This is a genomic window from Brenneria nigrifluens DSM 30175 = ATCC 13028, assembly GCF_005484965.1.
Classification (GTDB): domain Bacteria; phylum Pseudomonadota; class Gammaproteobacteria; order Enterobacterales; family Enterobacteriaceae; genus Brenneria; species Brenneria nigrifluens.
Genome location: NZ_CP034036.1, coordinates 2882768 through 2898401, shown reverse-complemented (window position 1 = coordinate 2898401; position 15634 = coordinate 2882768). Strand labels below are relative to the sequence as shown.

Genomic DNA, 15634 nt, shown 5'->3' with positions numbered 1-15634 from the left:
TCTGGCTTAATAAGAACGTTAAAGGACATTCCATGTTTCGGCGGATCCGTATTTCTACCTGTGTGTTTTTGTTGTTGATGGTGTTTTTTGTTATGCAACTGGTATCCAGTAGCTTCTCGTTTAACGGGTTCCGTATCGACTACCAGAACTTCACTCAGGTGAATGTGGGAAGCCAGCAGCGGGATGCATTAACCATGAGCTGGGTTGCCTTGCTGCAGACGCGCAATACCTTGAACCGGGCGGCGACGCGCGCCGCCCGCAATGTGGCGCAGGAGCAGGTATCGGTGCTGATGACCAGCGCCAGAACGTATCTGGCCCAGGCCGATGCCCATTTTAAACAGTATCTTGCGGTGCCCAGAATAACCGATAAGGGCGTGGAGCTGACGGGTAACGTGCAGGTGAGCTATGAGAAGCTGCAGGCCGCCCTCGCTGAATTGATCGTGTTTTTGGACAGCGGGCAGCTACAGCCGTTTCTCGATCAGCCGACGCAGTCTTTTCAGGATAACTTCGAGGCTGATTTTTCAGCCTATGTGGAGTATATCAACGGGCATTTGCAAGTGGCCGCGGACAGTAGCCGAGAGTCTTATTCCGACTCCAAATGGTCGTTCGGCATTGTGGTTACCCTGTCGCTCCTTATCACCCTGCTGGGATTGATGTGGCTGAAAAAAGCGTTGTTGCAGCCCTTGGAGACGATGCGTGAGCATTTTGAGCTCATCGCCGGCGGTAATCTGGCGGAAAGGATCGCCGACTTCGGACGCAACGAAATAGGCGTGATGTTTAGCGCTCTGCAAAAAATGCAGGCGTCGCTGGCGGGCATGGTTCATTCCGTCAGACAGGGGACGGACGCCATGTTGCACGGCGTGCAGGAGATCGCCGCCGGCAATGACGATTTGTCTTCCCGTACGGAAGAGCAGGCCTCCGCCCTGGAAGAGACCGCCGCCAGTATGGAGCAACTGACGTCGATAGTGAAACAGAACGCCGACAATGCGCATCAGGCGGCGAAGCTGGCGCGGCAGACCTCGGTCACCGCGCAGAAAGGCGGCGAAATAACCGGCGATGTGGTGACGACCATGCAGCATATTGCGTTAAGTTCACAAAAAATCAGCGATATCACCAGCGTGATTGACGGCATCGCGTTCCAGACCAATATTCTGGCGCTGAACGCGGCGGTGGAGGCCGCCAGAGCCGGCGAACAGGGAAGGGGGTTCGCCGTGGTCGCCGGCGAGGTGCGCAGTCTGGCGCAGCGTAGCGCGCAGGCGGCGAAAGAAATCAAAGGGCTGATTGATGAGTCTGTCAGCCGTGTCCGCCAGGGCTCCGATTTGGTCGAGTCCGCAGGAAGCACGATGAGCGATATTGTTCGATCTGTGGCGCAGGTTACCGATATCATGGGCGAAATCGCTTCGGCTTCCGATGAGCAGAGCCGGGGAATCGAGCAGGTCGCTCAAGCCGTCACGGAGATGGACGGCGTTACCCAGCAAAATGCGGCGTTGGTCGAACAGGCCTCTTCCGCGGTGCGTTCGCTCGCCGAACAGGCCGGGATGCTGGCCAATACCGTATCGGTTTTTAATCTTGCGTCAGCAAGGGATGAATACCTGATAAATGATAGCAACGACAAATCTGCCATAGCCGTAAGGGACAGTCCAGATTGGAAAACAGCATAGCAAAAATAAATATTCGAGCGGTTTGATATGAAAAGTATACCATCGCAAAATCGCCCCGAACCTGCATCTATCCTGACGCAGATGGTAGACCGGTTGCCGCTGTCGGATGTCCATTTCCGACGTATCAGCCAGCTAATTTATCAGCGTGCCGGTATCGTGCTGGCCGATCACAAAAGAGAAATGGTCTACAATCGCCTGGTGCGGCGTTTGCGTTTGCTGGGGATAAATGATTTCGGTCAGTATCTGGCGCTGCTGGAATCCGACCTCAACAGCGCGGAGTGGCAGGCGTTTATTAATGCGCTGACGACCAATCTGACGGCTTTTTTTCGCGAGGCCCACCACTTTCCGATACTGGCCGAGCATGCCCGCAAGCGTCCTAATGGCTATACCGTCTGGAGCACCGCGGCATCCACCGGTGAAGAGCCTTATTCTCTGGCGATGACGCTGGCTGAGGTTTTGGGTAACCGGGCGAGCGGCTGTCAGGTGTGGGCCAGCGATATCGACACCCAGGTGCTGGAAAAAGCCACCGCCGGTATCTATCGGCAAGAGGAGTTGCGCTCGCTTTCCCCCCAGCAGTTACAGCGATTCTTCTTGCGCGGCACCGGTCCGCATAGCGGGCTGGTGCGCGTCCGCCCGGAGCTTTCCTCCATGGTGCATTTCCAGCAGTTGAATCTGTTGGCGCCCGAGTGGCCCGTTCCTGCGCCGTTCGACGCCATTTTTTGTCGTAACATAATGATTTATTTTGATAAGGAAACACAGGAGCGCATCTTACGCCGATTTGTTCCGTTACTTAAACCGGGCGGGCTGTTATTTGCCGGTCATTCAGAGAATTTCAGTCAGATCAGTCGGGAATTCTATCTGCGAGGGCAGACTGTTTATGGACTGGCTAAGGAAAGATAATGAGCAAAATTAGAGTGTTGTGTGTTGATGATTCTGCCCTTATGCGTCAGATCATGACGGAAATCATTAACAGCCACCCGGATATGGAAGTGGTCGCCACGGCGCCCGACCCGTTAGTCGCCCGCGACTTGATCAAAAAATTCAATCCGCAGGTATTAACGCTGGATGTCGAAATGCCGCGCATGGACGGACTGGATTTTCTGGAAAAACTGATGCGCCTGCGTCCGATGCCGGTGGTCATGGTGTCGTCGCTGACCGGGAAAGGTTCTGAAATCACCCTGCGCGCGCTGGAGCTTGGCGCTATCGATTTCGTGACCAAACCGCAGTTGGGGATCCGCGAAGGTATGCTGGCCTACAGCGAGCTTATTGCCGAAAAAATCCGTACTGCCGCCAAGGCGCGGCTGCCGCAGCGCAGCAATAACCATGAGCCGATGGCGATTATTCAGCATACGCCGTTGCTCAGCAGTGAGAAATTAATCGCCATCGGCGCATCGACAGGGGGAACGGAGGCGATACGCCATGTATTGCAACCGCTGCCGCCCACCAGCCCAGCATTGCTGATTACGCAGCATATGCCGCCGGGATTCACCCGGTCATTTGCCGAGCGGCTGAATAAACTCTGTCAGATTACGGTGAAAGAAGCCGAGGATGGCGAACGTGTTTTACCCGGGCACGCCTATATCGCCCCTGGCGCCCGGCATCTTGAACTGGCGCGCAGCGGGGCGAATTATCAGGTACGGCTACATGACGGTCCTCCGGTTAACCGCCACCGTCCATCGGTTGATGTATTATTTCGTTCGGTCGCGCAGCATGCCGGACGAAATGCCGTAGGGGTCATCCTTACGGGAATGGGAAACGACGGAGCTGCCGGTTTGTTGGAACTTCACCAGGCCGGTTCCTATACCCTGGCGCAAAATGAAGCAAGCTGCGTGGTATTCGGTATGCCGCGCGAAGCTATCGCTATGGGGGGCGTCGACGAAGTGGTGGATTTGCACCAGGTTAGTCAGCGGATGCTGGCTCAAATCTCTGCCGGACAGGCATTACGTATATAAGCAGCTCCCGGTGAGCAATAAATATTTTAGGAGTAGGTATGGCCGACAAAGAACTCAGGTTTCTGGTAGTGGATGATTTTTCGACAATGCGCCGCATTGTTCGCAACCTGCTGAAGGAACTGGGCTTTAATAACGTGGAAGAAGCGGAAGACGGCGCCGACGCGCTGAACAAGCTTCGCGCTGGCGCTTTCGATTTCGTTATTTCCGACTGGAATATGCCCAATATGGACGGTCTGGAACTGCTGCAAACCATTCGCGCGGATGGCGCGCTCTCCAAGTTGCCGGTATTGATGGTAACCGCGGAAGCGAAGAAAGAAAATATTATCGCCGCGGCCCAGGCTGGCGCTAGCGGCTATGTTGTTAAACCATTTACTGCTGCGACCCTGGAAGAGAAGCTGAGTAAGATTTTCGAAAAACTGGGTATGTAAGGGGATCTTATGACGTCACATCCAATGCCGCCTGTAAATGACAACGCTTCGGCCACCGAGATTATTTCTCGCATCGGTCAATTGACCCGCATGCTGCGCGACAGCCTGCGCGAGCTGGGGCTGGACAATGCGATTGCCGAAGCGGCTGAAGCCATTCCCGATGCCCGCGATCGTCTTGATTATGTCGTGCAAATGACGGCCCAGGCCGCAGAGCGGGCATTAAACTGCGTTGAAGCGGCGCAGCCGCGCCAGAATCAGCTGGAGGCCGACGCCAAATCGCTGAAGACTCGCTGGGATCAATGGTTTGAAAATCCGATTGAGTTGGTCGACGCGCGCGAACTGGTGACCGATACGCGTAAATACCTTGAAGATGTACCGGAGCATACTTCATTTACCAACGCGCAACTGCTGGAAATCATGATGGCCCAGGACTTCCAGGATCTTACCGGTCAGGTCATCAAGCGCATGATGGATGTTATTCAGGAAATTGAAAAACAATTACTGATGGTGCTGCTGGAAAACATGCCGGAGAAACCCGCAGCGCCCAAACGCGCCAACGACGGCCTGTTAAACGGCCCGCAAGTGGATAAAACCGCGGCAGGGGTGGTGTCTAACCAGGATCAGGTGGACGATTTGTTGGATAGCCTCGGGTTCTAGTTCTAAAGATTAATTCCCGCGGGTGTAGCAGCGCCATCGTTACACCCGCGGGAGTACGGCCCGGCAAGCTTTGCGCCGGCCATATTCCGCTTATCCGGCCGCCGCCGCCGGCCAAATCCTTTCCTCCCCCGGATTACCGGCCTACTATCCGTTAAAGAAACGTAGGTTTTTCCCGTTGTTCCAGCCATAAAGTTTTTCCATATTTGTCATGCTAGGCAGCAAATGCCTATTCCATGGTAGTAATGACAGGAACGCTGTGTGGCTGAAGATAGCGATCTGGAAAAAACAGAGTCCCCTACTCCCCATAAAGAGGAGAAGGCGCGCGAAGATGGACAGATCCCTCGTTCCCGTGAATTGAGCTCGATTCTGATGCTGATGGCGGGGTTAGCCATACTGTGGATTGGCGGTGAGTCGATGGCGCGCAAGTTGGCTTTAATGGTGAGCCAGGGGTTGTATTTCGATCATCAAACCATTGGCGATGACACCAGAATGCTGCGTCATATCGGTGTATTGCTGAAGCTGGGCGCGTCGGCTTTGATTCCTATTATGCTCGGGTCGGTGCTGGTTGCATTATCAGCCCCGATGTTACTGGGCGGTGTGTTATTCAGCCCTAAGTCAATCAAGTTTGATTTAAAGAAATTAAATCCGCTATCCGGCTTAAAACGGCTGTTTTCTTCTCAGTCATTGGCTGAGCTTTTTAAAGCCATATTAAAGTCGGTAATGGTCGGTCTAGTCACCGCCTGGTTTTTATTACATAACTGGCCGAAGATGCTGCATCTGATATCACAGCCGCCGATGGCGGCGCTGGGCGATGCATTAAATTTGGCAACGCTCTGTGGCTTTTTTGTCATCATGGGGCTGGTGCCGATGGTGGCGTTTGATGTGTTCTGGCAGATCTGGAGCCATATCAAAAAATTGCGCATGACCAAACAAGAGATTCGTGACGAACACAAGGAAAGTGAAGGCGATCCGCATGTTAAAGGGCGCATTCGCCAGCAGCAGCGGGCTATGGCGCAGCGAAGAATGATGGCTGATGTGCCTAAAGCCGATGTGATCGTGACTAACCCGACCCATTATGCCGTCGCATTGCAATATGATGAGAAAAAAATGAATGCGCCTAAAGTGTTGGCAAAAGGTGCCGGCGAGATTGCGTTGCGTATCCGCGAGCTGGGCGCAGAGCATCGGATCCCTGTTTTGGAAGCGCCGCCGCTGGCGCGTGCGCTGTATCGTCATTCTGAAGTCGGACGCCATATTCCGGCTGCATTGTATGCTGCTGTTGCAGAGGTCTTAGCCTGGGTTTATCAACTGAAACGCTGGAAGCGTGAAGGTGGCTTAATCCCGAGAAAGCCTAAACATCTACCGGTGCCGGATGCACTGGATTTTGCTAAAGAGAATACTACTGATGGCTAATTTGGCCTCTATACTACGTTTACCGAGTAACTTTAAAGGAGCTCAGTGGCAAATATTAGCCGGACCTGTCCTGATCCTGCTGATATTGTCCATGATGGTGCTGCCGCTGCCGCCCTTTATCCTGGATCTGCTGTTTACCTTTAACATTGCGCTTTCAATCATGGTGCTGCTGGTTGCCATGTTCACCCAACGTACGCTGGATTTTGCGGCTTTTCCGACTATTCTGCTGTTCTCAACCCTGCTGCGTTTATCCCTTAACGTGGCGTCGACACGTATTATTCTGCTGGAAGGTCATACCGGAACCGCCGCCGCGGGGCGGGTCGTTGAAGCATTCGGCCATTTTCTGGTGGGCGGTAATTTCGCCATCGGTATTGTGGTATTTATCATCCTGGTTTTGATCAACTTTATGGTTATCACCAAAGGCGCCGGGCGTATCGCCGAAGTGGGCGCGCGCTTTGTGCTGGACGGTATGCCAGGGAAGCAGATGGCGATCGACGCCGACCTCAATGCCGGATTGATCGGCGAGGAAGAGGCGAAAAAGCGGCGTTCCGAAGTCACTCAGGAAGCCGACTTTTATGGCTCGATGGACGGTGCGAGCAAGTTTGTTCGTGGCGACGCCATCGCCGGTCTGATGATTATGGTGATCAATATCATCGGCGGGTTGCTGGTCGGCGTTATTCAGCATGATATGCCGGTAGGGCACGCCGCGGAGAGTTATACCCTGCTCACCATCGGTGACGGCCTGGTGGCGCAAATTCCGGCGCTGGTTATCTCGACCGCCGCGGGGGTGATTGTTACCCGCGTCAGCACCGATCAGGACGTCGGGCAGCAGATGGTCACCCAGCTGTTTAATAATCCCCGGGTGATGATATTAAGTGCGGCGGTATTGGGATTGATCGGCCTGGTCCCCGGCATGCCCAACTTTGTGTTTCTGCTGTTCACCACCGCGCTACTGGCGCTGGCCTGGTGGATGCGTGGCGCGCAGCAAAAGATGCCGGCTGTTGCCCCTGAACCTTCCGCAATGGAAAAACATCAGGTGGTAGAGGCGAGCTGGGCGGATGTTCAACTGGAAGATCCACTTGGCATGGAGGTCGGGTATCGACTTATTCCCATGGTGGATTTTCAGCAGGATGGCGAACTGTTAGGCCGAATCCGTAGTATCCGAAAGAAATTTGCCCAGGAAATGGGATATTTGCCGCCCGTTGTTCATATTCGGGACAACCTGGAACTTCAGCCGGCCAGCTATCGTATTTTGATGAAAGGGGTGGAGGTCGGCCATGGCGAAGCTTATCCCGGCCGTTGGATGGCGATTAATCCGGGCAATGCCGTAGGCGATCTTCCGGGAGAGGTTACCCAGGACCCCGCATTCGGGCTGCCGGCGGTCTGGATAGAAAGCGGGATAAAAGAGCAGGCGCAAACCCAGGGATATACGGTAGTGGAAGCCAGTACGGTTGTTGCCACGCATCTTAATCATTTAATTAGCCTGCATGCCAGTGAACTGTTTGGCCGACAGGAAGCGCAGCAACTGATGGATCGCGTGGCGCAGGAAATGCCCAAGCTGGCGGAAGACTTTATTCCCGGCGTGGTGACGTTAACCACACTGCATAAAGTTTTACAGAATCTATTGAGCGAGAGCGTTTCCATCCGCGATATGCGGACCATTATGGAAACACTGGCCGAACATGCGCCGGTACAATCGGATCCTTATGAGTTGACCACCGTTGTTCGGGTCGCTCTGGGGCGGGCGATAACACAGCAGTGGTTCCCCGGCGAAACCGAGCTTAAGGTGATTGGGTTGGATGGTTCTTTGGAGCGTCTGTTGCTTCAGGCTCTCCAGGGCGGGGGCGGTTTGGAGCCGGGTCTCGCCGATCGTCTGCTTGAGCAGGCAAAACAGGCGCTGCAACGACAGGAAATGCTGGGGGCGCCGCCTGTCCTGCTGGTCAATCATGCTTTACGCGCTTTACTTGCCCGCTTTCTGCACCGCAGCTTGCCGAATCTGGCCGTGCTTTCCAATCTGGAAATCAGCGATAACCGGCAGATTCGGATGACCTCAATTATCGGGGAAGCGTAATGCGAATGGTGAAATTACTGCTGGCGGCGTTATTTATTCCTGCCGTGGCGTTCGCCACGCCGGGCGCCTGGAATGCCAGCAAAAACGGGGTGGTGCTGCAGCATCGCGGCGTCACCGCCGCCTCTCCGGCATTTTTGCCTACTGCGAATATGGAAGTAGGCAGCGACAGTACAATTACGCTGATCCACTGGCGTTATGAGTCATTATCGCCGCCTCCCGTCGGCTTGGTCGTCCGGCTTTGCACACTTCAGCGATGTGTCAATCTGCAGGGAGGAAGCGGCCAGACAAGAAGTTTCACCGGCTTGCCAGCCAATAGCGAGTTTCGCTTTATATATTATATTGAAGGCACCGGAAGACTTAATCGTGTATTTAACGTGCACAGCATTAGCATCGCGGTCAACTATAAGTAACGCGTCGCTGTGGAATATCGGGGGAGTCAATCTGTGAGGAAAATGTCTCTGCATGCTACAGAGACAATGATCTAAATACTGATTTTACGGCCGGAAATACTGGAGCCTTTTGCCTGACCGTCCGGTCCGTATAATGATTGCCCGTGACGCGGTTTCAGTATCTCCAGCGCTTTATCGGTGTGGGAAATATGCTGATTAAGCAATAAACCATTATGTTGATTCTGTTCGCGCAGGTTTTTCGTCAACTGCTGTACCTGCCGCCAGCGCTCCGCCAATTCTTCATTGCCTTCATAGGGCGCCTTAAGTGTCGCTAGCGATTCTTCTTCATGACGACACTGTTCCAGATATTGCATTGTTGCCAACAGCGAGCTTTTCTTCTCCGTTACCTGCTGAAGCGCGCTGCTGTTAATTTGTCCGGCACAAAGCTGAACTTGCTCCTCAGACATAACCGCCTGCAGGCTATCCAGATTATGTAGTAGCTTATCCAGTATCGTCTGTAACTTTTGCATGTGATTATTTACTCGCTAAAAAGTCCTGAGTGTCTTTGATTAACGCGTCAGCGATTTTTTCGACATCAAACTTCAGCGAGCCATCGCGGATCGCCTGTTTCAAGGTTTCAACGCGATTCATATCAATGTCTTGCGTACCAGGCTGCATCAATTTTGCCTGAGCATCACTGAGTCTGACCTGAGTACCGCTGATTTCGGTCTGCGCTTCAGTCTGTTTACGTTTCTGCTTGGATACATCATTCGCTTCACGCGGCTGAACGGGGCTGACCGGTTTCAGCGGCTGGGCACGATCGATACTCATAAATAAGCCCTCTACTATGAGGATAAAATAGGTTAATTATCAACCTGATAACAGCGATTGTTTACAACAGATCAGGTGAGGAAAAATTGTCAGTAACGGTATTGACTATAATCATCGGCAAGCGTGAGGAAATCTTTAATAAATTACTGTGAGATAAGAATAATCCCATCCTCGCGCGCAATACCGCTTATAATCTGCCCTGATGCCATTCTGACCCTGACCGACTGACCTACCGCCGCGTTCGTCATGGCTTTGCCTTCGCTGTTGATGGCGAAACCTGCTCCTTCAGCCAAAACCTGAACATTCTGCCCCGCTTTTACAATCCATGCTCTACGCAGCATGGATGTGGTTATCGGTTGCCCGGGCGACAGATCGCGCAGCGCAATCGCCCCCTCGGCCTCTTCCAGCCTGAGAATGGTGCGCGGCGGCAGCTTATCAAGGCGGCCTTTGGTCAGGCGCAAGTCTTTCTCTGCCAGCGTTGAACCGCGATGCACGATACGGGCGCCGACCACATAATTCCCGGTAACCTGCACTTCGGTTTGAATAAACCGGCGCTGTCCATCGCAGCGAACAGATACGCTGATATTGCCCCAGGCGCGCGTATTTCCGGGCAAGGATATCTGCGGCCTTGCGCATTTAGGCCACTGTGACTCGGGCGACTTTACCACGACGTTAACGCTATGAGCGCTTTCTTTATAACGATCTGAAAAAAATCGGTTTATCTGGCCGGGGAGATCGCCTGCGGCGGCATATCCGCTCACTAATGCCGACACGCTGGCGAGCAGCCGAATGACGGCATTGTTGATGTTCATATAAGACCTCCAGATAACCGTACCACCCTGCGTTAGTGTAATGGCATTGGTGTCAGGTTAAGGCCACAAATAGCGCTGCATTTTACGTTTATTCGTCCGATGGTATCGCCATAATGAGAATTATCCTATCTGCTCTGAATTCTAACTTGCGGAGGGAGCATGCTGGATAAATTGAACGCCTCATTGCAGTTTCAGCAGGAAGCGTTGAACCTGCGTGCCCAGCGGCAGGAAATATTGGCCGCAAATATCGCCAATGCCGATACGCCGGGCTACCAGGCACGTGATATCGATTTTGCGAGCCAGCTCAATAAAGTCATGGAGCAGGGGCGAGCAGAAGGCACGGGTATTGCGTTAAAAACAACCGCGGCGCGTCATATTCCCGCGCAGAACTTCCAGCCAGCAGAACTTGACCTGCTATATCGCGTTCCTGACCAACCCGCACTGGACGGTAATACCGTCGATATGGATCGCGAGCGAACCAATTTTGCCGATAACAGCCTGAAATATCAAACCAGTCTGACGGTATTGAGCGGTCAAATCAAAGGCATGATGACGGTATTACAATCAGGTCAGTAGCGCGATAGAAAGGTAAGAGTTTATGTCGTTATTAAATATATTTGAAATTTCTGGCTCAGCGCTTTCAGCGCAATCTCAGCGCCTGAACGTAAGCGCCAGTAATCTGGCGAACGCCGATAGCGTGACGGGTCCGGATGGACAGCCTTATCGCGCCAAGCAGGTGGTATTTGAAGTGAATGCCGCCCCCGGTCAATCTACGGGGGGGGTTCGCGTCGCCAATGTAATTGAAGATCCATCTCCGGGCCGCCTGGTTTACGAACCGGGTAATCCCCTGGCTGATGGGCAAGGGTATGTCCGTATGCCGAATGTGGATCCTGTGTCGGAAATGGTCAACACCATTTCTGCATCCCGCAGCTATCAGGCAAATGTGGAAGTATTGAACACCACGAAAGCAATGATGTTAAAAACATTGACGATTGGACAGTAATCGGGGGTTGGGATGTCAGTTACAATTAATGATACAAGTTCGGCGACTAATACGAGCGCCAGTACGACGACTACCACAGACGGCACAGGCAGTGTCGATCTGCAAAATCAGTTTCTGACTCTGCTGGTTGCGCAATTGCAGAATCAGGATCCTACCAATCCGATGGACAACAACCAGTTATTGAGCCAGCTGGCGCAAATCAATACCGTGAGCGGTATTGAAAAACTGAATACCACCCTGGGTTCTATTTCCGGTCAGATTAATAACAATCAATCGTTGCAGGCAACGACATTGATTGGCCATGGCGTGATGATCCCCGGGAGCAACCTATTAGTGGGCAGTGAAACCAGCACGCCGTTTGGATTGGAACTGGAACAGGCAGCGGAGAACGTTACCGTCACCATCAGCGACAGTACCGGTAAAGCGGTTCGCACCCTGGAACTGGGCGCATTGTCCGCCGGTGTCCACTCCTTTAACTGGGACAGCCAGATGTCGGACGGAACGGTGGCGCCGGATGGCGCATACACCCTAACGATTGCCGCCAGCTCCAACGGCGCGCAACAGGTTGTTCAGCCATTGCAGTATGCGCTGGTGAACAGCGTAACCAACAGCGATTCCGGCGCGGTGCTGGATCTCGGCCTGCGCGGTAAGGCAACGCTGGAAGACGTTCGGCAGATCTTATAACGGTCAACTCAACTTGCACTTTTCCAACGCCGTTGAGGCATTGGGATAGGGTTTAATCAATTTATCTGGAGAGTAACATGGGTTTTTCTCAGGCTGTCAGCGGATTAAATGCCGCATCCAATAATCTGGATGTCATCGGCAACAACATTGCCAACTCGGCAACGGTAGGCTTCAAATCCGGCACGGTATCTTTCGCGGATATGTTCGCCGGTTCCAAAGTTGGGATGGGCACCCAGGTTGCCGCCGTTATGCAGGATTTCAGCAACGGTACGGTGACCAGCAGTTCGCGCGAACTGGATATCGCCATCAGCGGCAACGGCTTTTTCCGTGTTCAGGATGCCAATGGTTCCGTTTATTACAGCCGTAACGGCCAGTTCACCCTGGACGGCTCGCGTAATATCGTCAATATGCAGGGCATGCAACTGACGGGATATCCGGCCACCGGTACGCCGCCCACCATTCAGCAGGGCGCCGATCCGGTCGCGCTGAGCATCCCGGAAGACGCCATGCAGGCGCAGGCGACCACCGTGGCTTCCATCATCGCTAACCTGAACTCTTCGGATGAGGTAAAGACCTGGGATGCGGCCAATGCGGCTGATACCTCGAACTACAAAGGGTCTATCACCACCTATGACAGCCTGGGCAACGCTCATGACTTTGCGCTGTATTTTGTTAAAAATGATATTGCTACAACGCCCCCTACAAATACCGGCGCTACTGCTGTGTGGAGCGTCTATGTACAAGATACGAGTGTTGATGGTTCTGATTTTCTGCCAGCATATCAAATGGAATTCAGTTCCAATGGCGCATTGCTAAATACTGAACCGATGGCGGTAGCTGTGGAGCCGCTGAATGGTTCGGACGGAGTTGACTTTACCCTGAGCTTCGCCGGCAGCCTGCAGCAGAACAGCGATAGCAGTACCAAAACCCCGACCCAGAACGGCTATGCTCCCGGCGAACTGACGGGCTACAGCATTAATGACGACGGCACTGTGGTCGGCACCTATTCCAACCAGAAACAGCAGGTTCTTGGCCAAATCGTATTAGCCAGCTTCGCCAACCCTGAGGGGTTATCTCCCGAGGGCGATAACGTCTGGTCGGCGACCGATAACTCTGGTCAGGCGGTGGTCAATATCGCCGGCACCGGTAACCTGGGCAAGCTGATCGGTCAGGCGACGGAAAGTTCCAATGTCGATATGAGTAAAGAGCTGGTCAATATGATCGTCGCTCAGCGTAACTACCAGGCCAACTCGCAAACCATCAAAACGCAGGACTCCATTCTGCAAACGCTGGTTAGCCTGCGTTAATCGTTTTAACGGGGATATTGCATGGATCATGCTATTTACACCGCGATGGGCGCGGCAAGTCAAACGCTGGAGCAGCAGGCCGTTACCGCCAACAATCTGGCCAATGCGTCTACTCCCGGGTTTCGCGCCCAGTTGTCGGCATTGCGCGCCGTGCCGGTTAACGGGCTGACGCTTCCTACCCGCACGTTGGTGGCCGCTTCAACGCCGGGCGCGGATATGACGCCGGGCGTAATGGATTACACCGGACGCGCGATGGATGTGGCGCTGCCCAAGGATGGCTGGTTGGCGGTTCAGGCGGCGGATGGCGGTGAGGCATATACCCGTAACGGTAATATGGAAATCAATGCCGACGGACAGTTGATGGTTCAGGGGCATTTGGTGCAGGGGGATGGCGGTCCGATCGAGATACCTCCCCAGGCGCAGATCACCATTGCATCGGATGGCACCATTACCGCATTGAACGCCGGCGACCCACCAAACACGGTGGCGCAGCTGGGGCGATTGAAGCTGGTTCAGGCCACGGGGCAGGAAGTGACGCGTTCCGATGACGGTCTGTTTCGTCTGACGCAGGCCGCGCAGCAGCAGCGTGGCAATGTGCTGCCCAACGACCCCGATGTGCGTGTTATGCCAGGCGTGTTGGAAGGCAGTAACGTGAATCCGGTTGACACCATGGTGGATATGATCGCCAACGCCCGACGCTTCGAAATGCAGATGAAAGTTATCAGCAGCGTCGATGATAACGCCCAACGCGCTAATCAGATATTAGCCATGAGTTAAGCGCCAATGCGCGCACAGGAGTGACTAAATGATCCGTTCTTTGTGGATTGCCAAAACCGGTCTGAACGCCCAGCAAACCAATATGGATGTTATTTCCAATAACCTGGCGAACGTCAGCACCAATGGTTTCAAGCGTCAGCGTGCGGTGTTTGAGGATTTGCTGTATCAGACCGTGCGCCAGCCGGGCGCTCAGTCGTCGGAACAAACAATGTTGCCTTCGGGGTTGCAGTTGGGGACGGGGGTTCGTCCGGTATCGACCGAACGTATACATACGCAGGGAACTTTCTCGGAAACGGGAAATTCCAAGGATGTGGCGATCAAGGGGCAGGGATTTTTCCAGGTTCAGCTTCCGGATGGCACCACGGCATATACCCGGGACGGCGCTTTCCAACTGGATGGCAACGGTCAATTGGTCACCTCCAGCGGTTTTCTGGTTCAGCCGGCGATAACCATTCCCTCCAATGCCATTGAGTTGACGATTGGTCGTGATGGTATTGTCAGCGTTACGCAACAGGGACAGACCGCGGGAACGCAGGTCGGCCAGTTGACGCTGACAACCTTTATTAATGACAGCGGCCTGGAAAGTATTGGTGAGAACTTATACCTGGAGACTGAGAGCTCCGGGGCGCCGAACGAAAGCAATCCGGGTCTGAATGGCGCGGGGCTGCTGTACCAGAAATATGTTGAAACCTCGAATGTGAATGTGGCTGAAGAGCTGGTTTCCATGATTCAGACTCAGCGCGCTTACGAGATTAACAGTAAAGCCGTCTCTTCTTCCGATCAGATGCTGCAGAAATTAACCCAACTGTAATAAGCGCAGTGGTTACGAAATAACCGTTTGGCATGTTTAACGCCTCAGGTGTGGGGATAGGTGTCGCGGTTATTTCTAATGTATTGAAATATATTCAATTTAAGGCGATATCCGTAGTGATGATGAATGCAAAGTCGGTTGTTATCCAACAGCTCCGCCGACCTGGCCTGTTGGCATTGATCGTGATGTTAACACTTAACGGCTGCGCCTATATTCCACATGATAAAGTTGTGACCGGCCCGACGACGGCTCAGCCGGCCTCTCTGGTTCTGACCGCGTCCAACGGATCTATTTTTCAGACGGCACAGCCAATGAACTATGGCTATCAGCCGATGTTTGAAGATCGTCGGCCGCGCAATGTGGGAGATACGTTGACTATCGTTCTGCAGGAAAATGTGAGCGCCAGTAAGAGTTCATCGGCCAGTGCCAGCCGTGATGGCTCTTCCACTTTTGGTTTCGGCACGACGCCGCGTTATCTGGAGGGGCTTTTTGGCAATAACCGGGCGACATTGGACGCATCGGGAACAAATGAGTTCGGCGGTCAGGGCGGGGCGAACGCCAACAACACCTTCAGCGGCACCATTACGGTTACCGTCAATCAGGTTTTACCGAACGGTAACCTGAATGTGGTTGGTGAAAAACAGATTGCGATTAATCAGGGAACCGAGTTCATCCGCTTTTCCGGCGTGGTGAATCCCCGCACCATTAGCGGCAGCAACTCGGTACCTTCAACTCAGGTTGCGGATGCGCGTATAGAATACGTGGGCAATGGCTACATCAACGAAGCGCAGAATATGGGCTGGCTGCAGCGGTTCTTCCTGAATGTTTCTCCGTTCTAAGT

At 53.5% G+C, this 15634-nt stretch carries 18 protein-coding genes; 15 read left to right on the top strand and 3 right to left on the bottom strand.

Annotated elements, in window-relative coordinates; genetic code table 11:
• Window positions 1-32 precede the first annotated feature (32 nt).
• From EH206_RS13600 to EH206_RS13565, 8 genes are all read left to right on the top strand, one after another.
• Entirely contained in the window at window positions 33-1661 is a 1629-nt protein-coding gene (locus EH206_RS13600) for a methyl-accepting chemotaxis protein (protein ID WP_009113350.1), read from the top strand.
• Between the two features lie 27 nt (window positions 1662-1688).
• Window positions 1689-2561: a protein-glutamate O-methyltransferase CheR gene (gene cheR, locus EH206_RS13595; RefSeq protein WP_009113349.1), complete on the top strand. Its 873-nt coding sequence runs from the start codon at window positions 1689-1691 to the stop codon at window positions 2559-2561.
• Entirely contained in the window at window positions 2561-3613 is a 1053-nt protein-coding gene (locus EH206_RS13590; protein ID WP_009113348.1) for a protein-glutamate methylesterase/protein-glutamine glutaminase, read from the top strand. Before cheR ends, EH206_RS13590 begins: the two co-directional genes overlap by 1 nt.
• Before the next feature lie 38 nt (window positions 3614-3651).
• Window positions 3652-4041 carry a chemotaxis response regulator CheY gene (gene cheY, locus EH206_RS13585; RefSeq protein WP_009113347.1) on the top strand — a complete coding sequence of 130 codons (390 nt, stop codon included), beginning with the start codon at window positions 3652-3654 and terminating at the stop codon, window positions 4039-4041.
• A 9-nt stretch (window positions 4042-4050) separates the two neighbouring features.
• Window positions 4051-4698 (top strand): protein phosphatase CheZ, encoded by a 648-nt coding sequence (gene cheZ / locus EH206_RS13580; protein ID WP_009113346.1) that lies wholly within the window; start codon window positions 4051-4053, stop codon window positions 4696-4698.
• A gap of 258 nt (window positions 4699-4956) precedes the next feature.
• Complete coding sequence (flhB, locus tag EH206_RS13575; RefSeq protein WP_009113345.1) at window positions 4957-6108, top strand: flagellar biosynthesis protein FlhB; 1152 nt, start codon at window positions 4957-4959, stop codon at window positions 6106-6108.
• Entirely contained in the window at window positions 6101-8179 is a 2079-nt protein-coding gene (flhA, locus tag EH206_RS13570; RefSeq protein WP_009113344.1) for a flagellar biosynthesis protein FlhA, read from the top strand. Before flhB ends, flhA begins: the two co-directional genes overlap by 8 nt.
• 5 nt (window positions 8180-8184) lie before the next feature.
• Window positions 8185-8589: a flagellar protein FlhE gene (locus EH206_RS13565; protein WP_232216499.1), complete on the top strand. Its 405-nt coding sequence runs from the start codon at window positions 8185-8187 to the stop codon at window positions 8587-8589.
• A gap of 71 nt (window positions 8590-8660) precedes the next feature.
• On the opposite strand, the gene EH206_RS13560 is transcribed toward EH206_RS13565, so the two are convergent.
• From EH206_RS13560 to flgA, 3 genes are all read right to left on the bottom strand, one after another.
• Window positions 8661-9098, bottom strand: a complete 438-nt coding sequence (locus EH206_RS13560; RefSeq protein WP_009113342.1) for a flagella synthesis protein FlgN — start codon at window positions 9096-9098, stop codon at window positions 8661-8663.
• A gap of 4 nt (window positions 9099-9102) precedes the next feature.
• A complete protein-coding gene (flgM, locus tag EH206_RS13555) occupies window positions 9103-9399 on the bottom strand; it encodes a flagellar biosynthesis anti-sigma factor FlgM (RefSeq protein ID WP_009113341.1) in 297 nt (98 codons plus the stop codon).
• Between the two features lie 143 nt (window positions 9400-9542).
• Window positions 9543-10211, bottom strand: a complete 669-nt coding sequence (flgA, locus tag EH206_RS13550; RefSeq protein WP_009113340.1) for a flagellar basal body P-ring formation chaperone FlgA — start codon at window positions 10209-10211, stop codon at window positions 9543-9545.
• A 159-nt stretch (window positions 10212-10370) separates the two neighbouring features.
• On the opposite strand from flgA, the gene flgB reads away from it, so the two are divergent.
• The 7 genes from flgB to flgH all read left to right on the top strand — a co-directional run bounded on the left by flgB (window position 10371) and on the right by flgH (window position 15632).
• Complete coding sequence (gene flgB / locus EH206_RS13545; RefSeq protein WP_009113339.1) at window positions 10371-10787, top strand: flagellar basal body rod protein FlgB; 417 nt, start codon at window positions 10371-10373, stop codon at window positions 10785-10787.
• Window positions 10788-10809: 22 nt separating this feature from the next.
• Window positions 10810-11214, top strand: coding sequence for a flagellar basal body rod protein FlgC (flgC, locus tag EH206_RS13540; RefSeq protein ID WP_009113338.1), 405 nt, complete (start codon window positions 10810-10812; stop codon window positions 11212-11214).
• A 12-nt stretch (window positions 11215-11226) separates the two neighbouring features.
• Entirely contained in the window at window positions 11227-11898 is a 672-nt protein-coding gene (flgD, locus tag EH206_RS13535; RefSeq protein WP_009113337.1) for a flagellar hook assembly protein FlgD, read from the top strand.
• A 77-nt stretch (window positions 11899-11975) separates the two neighbouring features.
• Complete coding sequence (gene flgE / locus EH206_RS13530; RefSeq protein WP_009113336.1) at window positions 11976-13205, top strand: flagellar hook protein FlgE; 1230 nt, start codon at window positions 11976-11978, stop codon at window positions 13203-13205.
• Between the two features lie 21 nt (window positions 13206-13226).
• Window positions 13227-13982 carry a flagellar basal body rod protein FlgF gene (locus EH206_RS13525; protein ID WP_009113335.1) on the top strand — a complete coding sequence of 252 codons (756 nt, stop codon included), beginning with the start codon at window positions 13227-13229 and terminating at the stop codon, window positions 13980-13982.
• 28 nt (window positions 13983-14010) lie between these two features.
• Window positions 14011-14793 (top strand): flagellar basal-body rod protein FlgG, encoded by a 783-nt coding sequence (gene flgG / locus EH206_RS13520; RefSeq protein ID WP_009113334.1) that lies wholly within the window; start codon window positions 14011-14013, stop codon window positions 14791-14793.
• A 122-nt stretch (window positions 14794-14915) separates the two neighbouring features.
• Window positions 14916-15632, top strand: coding sequence for a flagellar basal body L-ring protein FlgH (flgH, locus tag EH206_RS13515; RefSeq protein WP_040343919.1), 717 nt, complete (start codon window positions 14916-14918; stop codon window positions 15630-15632).
• The last annotated feature ends 2 nt before the right edge of the window (window positions 15633-15634 follow it).

Bases quoted from the DNA above. Each gene is read 5' to 3' on its own strand.
- flgE (WP_009113336.1), top strand. From the start codon at position 11,976: ATGGGTTTTTCTCAGGCTGTCAGCGGATTAAATGCCGCATCCAATAAT.
- flgH (WP_040343919.1), top strand. From the start codon at position 14,916: ATGAATGCAAAGTCGGTTGTTATCCAACAGCTCCGCCGACCTGGCCTG.
- EH206_RS13600 (WP_009113350.1), top strand. From the start codon at position 33: ATGTTTCGGCGGATCCGTATTTCTACCTGTGTGTTTTTGTTGTTGATG.
- cheY (WP_009113347.1), top strand. From the start codon at position 3,652: ATGGCCGACAAAGAACTCAGGTTTCTGGTAGTGGATGATTTTTCGACA.
- cheR (WP_009113349.1), top strand. From the start codon at position 1,689: ATGAAAAGTATACCATCGCAAAATCGCCCCGAACCTGCATCTATCCTG.
- flgM (WP_009113341.1), bottom strand. From the start codon at position 9,399: ATGAGTATCGATCGTGCCCAGCCGCTGAAACCGGTCAGCCCCGTTCAG.
- EH206_RS13565 (WP_232216499.1), top strand. From the start codon at position 8,185: ATGGTGAAATTACTGCTGGCGGCGTTATTTATTCCTGCCGTGGCGTTC.
- flgD (WP_009113337.1), top strand. From the start codon at position 11,227: ATGTCAGTTACAATTAATGATACAAGTTCGGCGACTAATACGAGCGCC.
- flgC (WP_009113338.1), top strand. From the start codon at position 10,810: ATGTCGTTATTAAATATATTTGAAATTTCTGGCTCAGCGCTTTCAGCG.
- flgB (WP_009113339.1), top strand. From the start codon at position 10,371: ATGCTGGATAAATTGAACGCCTCATTGCAGTTTCAGCAGGAAGCGTTG.
- flgG (WP_009113334.1), top strand. From the start codon at position 14,011: ATGATCCGTTCTTTGTGGATTGCCAAAACCGGTCTGAACGCCCAGCAA.
- EH206_RS13560 (WP_009113342.1), bottom strand. From the start codon at position 9,098: ATGCAAAAGTTACAGACGATACTGGATAAGCTACTACATAATCTGGAT.
- EH206_RS13525 (WP_009113335.1), top strand. From the start codon at position 13,227: ATGGATCATGCTATTTACACCGCGATGGGCGCGGCAAGTCAAACGCTG.
- flgA (WP_009113340.1), bottom strand. From the start codon at position 10,211: ATGAACATCAACAATGCCGTCATTCGGCTGCTCGCCAGCGTGTCGGCA.
- flhA (WP_009113344.1), top strand. From the start codon at position 6,101: ATGGCTAATTTGGCCTCTATACTACGTTTACCGAGTAACTTTAAAGGA.
- EH206_RS13590 (WP_009113348.1), top strand. From the start codon at position 2,561: ATGAGCAAAATTAGAGTGTTGTGTGTTGATGATTCTGCCCTTATGCGT.
- cheZ (WP_009113346.1), top strand. From the start codon at position 4,051: ATGACGTCACATCCAATGCCGCCTGTAAATGACAACGCTTCGGCCACC.